Annotated in this window: 4 protein-coding genes; all 4 read right to left on the bottom strand. The window is 60.1% G+C overall.

Features of this window, described 5'->3' with window-relative positions:
* A partial coding sequence (locus BM035_RS22070; RefSeq protein WP_139216099.1) for a P-loop NTPase occupies positions 1–344 on the bottom strand: 344 nt, incomplete at its 3' end.
* A 26-nt stretch (positions 345–370) separates the two neighbouring features.
* Positions 371–1147: a ferredoxin--NADP reductase gene (locus tag BM035_RS22065; protein WP_092034445.1), complete on the bottom strand. Its 777-nt coding sequence runs from the start codon at positions 1145–1147 to the stop codon at positions 371–373.
* A 36-nt stretch (positions 1148–1183) separates the two neighbouring features.
* Complete coding sequence (locus BM035_RS22060) at positions 1184–2191, bottom strand: YeiH family protein (protein WP_092034444.1); 1008 nt, start codon at positions 2189–2191, stop codon at positions 1184–1186.
* Positions 2188–2340, bottom strand: coding sequence for a gamma-butyrobetaine hydroxylase-like domain-containing protein (locus tag BM035_RS22055; RefSeq protein WP_092034447.1), 153 nt, complete (start codon positions 2338–2340; stop codon positions 2188–2190). The genes BM035_RS22060 and BM035_RS22055 overlap by 4 nt, the downstream gene beginning before the upstream one ends.
* Positions 2341–2354 lie beyond the last annotated feature (14 nt).

Genomic DNA, 2354 nt, shown 5'->3' with positions numbered 1-2354 from the left:
TCCCAGCGGGTTTCATACACCAGCCGTGTCAGAGCCTGGGTGATCATCGGGCCACGCCAGATAATGGGTGATTCCTCATCCACCAGAAAGCCGATGGACATGGTCTGGATTCCGTGGCCGACCATGGGCTCCAGAATCTTGCCGCCGGTCGTGTCTGGCAGGCCACTGAGGTTCAGCATGCGTGGCTGGCTCGGCCCGTAGAGATCGGCATCGACGATGCCGACCCGGGCGCCGGTGCTTGCCAGTGCCATCGCCAGATTGGTTGTGGTAGTGGATTTACCAACGCCTCCTTTTCCGGAGGCGACGGCGATCAGGTGTTTCACTCCGGGAACTGCATTTGACATGGTAATTGCTCCGGTCTGTTGACTTGCTATTGCTCGACGAATGCCCGTTCAATCACGTAATCGCCCCGCACACCCTGTTGGGGAGAGCCTTTGAAGCCCATGCTGTCCAGCATCTTTGTCAGGTCTTTCAGCAACCCGGGGCTGCCGCAGAGCATGGCCCGGTCGGTTTCCGGGTTCAGGGGCGCTAATCCGATGTCATCTGTCAGCTTGCCGGACTCGATGAGGTCAGTAATCCGGCCCTCGTTGCGGAAGGGCTCCCGGGTCACTGTGGGGTAGTAGATCAGTTTGTCACCGATGATTTCCGACAGGAATTCGTGGTTCGGCAGTTGTTGGGTCAGGTAGTCGTGATAGGCCAGTTCGCTGACCTCCCGCACGCAGTGCACCAGAATCACTTTTTCATAGCGCTCGTAGGCTTCCGGGTCCCGGATGATGCTCATGAAAGGGGCCAGGCCGGTGCCTGTGCCGAACAGGTAAAGGTTCTTGCCGTCGTTCAGGTCACCCATCACCAGGGTTCCCACCGGCTTGCGGCCGATGTACAGGGAATCGCCCTCCTGCAGGTGCTGCAGCCGGGACGTCAGCGGGCCGTCCTGAACCTTGATGCTGAGAAATTCCAGGTATTCCTCATGGTTGGCGCTGACAATACTGTAGGCGCGCAGCAGTGGCTTGCCGTCCACCGGCAGGCCGATCATCACAAAGTGGCCATTCTCAAAGCGCAGGCTCTGATCGCGGGTGGTTCTGAAGCTGAACAGGGTGTCGTTCCAGTGGTGAACGCTGATGACGTTTTCGGTTCCGATTGCAGCCATGGGTATGTCCTCCGTGTTGGCTATATCAATAAAGATTCACAGTGAAAAAACAGCCATGGATGTCATGGCAGTTAAAACCAGAAGCGTGCTGAGCATGGCCAGCAGCGCAAACGGCCGCCAGCCCTGGGCAATCAGCGATGACAGACTGGTGCGCATGCCCAGCGCCGCCATGGTGACCAGCAGGCAGGCCTTGGATGCGGTGGTCAGGGCGTCACGCAGATCTTCCGGCAGCCAGCCCAGGCTGTTCATGGCGAACAGCGCGATAAAACCCAGCAGAAACCAGGGGTGTTCGGCTTTGCCGCTGTTGTTCCTGTTAAGTAACGCGCCCAGCAGCAGCACCATCGGCGCTAGCAGGGCAACCCGCAGCAGCTTGGTCAGGGTTGAGATATCACCGGCTGTGTCTGATACCAGGTAGCCGGCACCAGCGGCCTGGGCCACATCGTGAATGCTGGCGCCCAGTAACAGCCCGGTTTGCGTGTCGTTGTAGCCAAGCGATGAAAACAAGGGTGGTAACACAAGCATGCTGAGGGTGCCCAGGGCGGTAACGCCCACCACCACGCCCAGCAACCGGCGGTCTTCCAGTTTGCCCTGGGGAATCACGGCAGCAACCGCAATCGCAGCAGAAACGCCGCATATTGCTACTGCCACACCAGCGACCAGGCTTTGCAGGGTGGGCAGCCCCATCCAGCGGCCCAAAAGCAGCGCCGAGCCGATGGTAATGGGCACACAGGCAAGCACCATCAGCAGCGGCAGGCTGCCAACCGTGAGCATCTGTTCCACGCCAATCCGTGCGCCGAGAAATGCGATTCCGATTCTCAGGACCTGGCGGCTGCAAAAGGCCACCCCTGGCTGCAGCCGCGTGTCGGTCGCCTGACTGGCAAAACCGAACCCCAGCAGCAGAACCAGCACCAGTGCCGGCGCACCATAGTGGTTGGCCAGAAAACTGCCGGCCAGGGCCAGTACCACGCACAGGGCGGCGCCCGGATAGCGCAACCGCGCAGGGGCCCACCAACGAGTGTCGATGGCGCGCAACGTCTGGTTCATGACACCTGCTCGCTCAGTTCCCGCAGAAAGCCCCAGGGGTACAGGCCCCGGTAATGGCCATCGCTGAAGAAAAACTGCAGGCCACTGACGCCAGAGAGTTCGACTTTTTTAATGCTGATGTCGGCATCAATCAGGCTCAGCCGCCCCATGCGCTTGGCCTGGG

This window comes from Marinobacter sp. DSM 26671 (genome assembly GCF_900112835.1).
Lineage (GTDB): Bacteria > Pseudomonadota > Gammaproteobacteria > Pseudomonadales > Oleiphilaceae > Marinobacter > Marinobacter flavimaris.
Note: the sequence above shows the minus strand (reverse complement) of the source record. Positions and strands in the feature narration are given on the sequence as shown.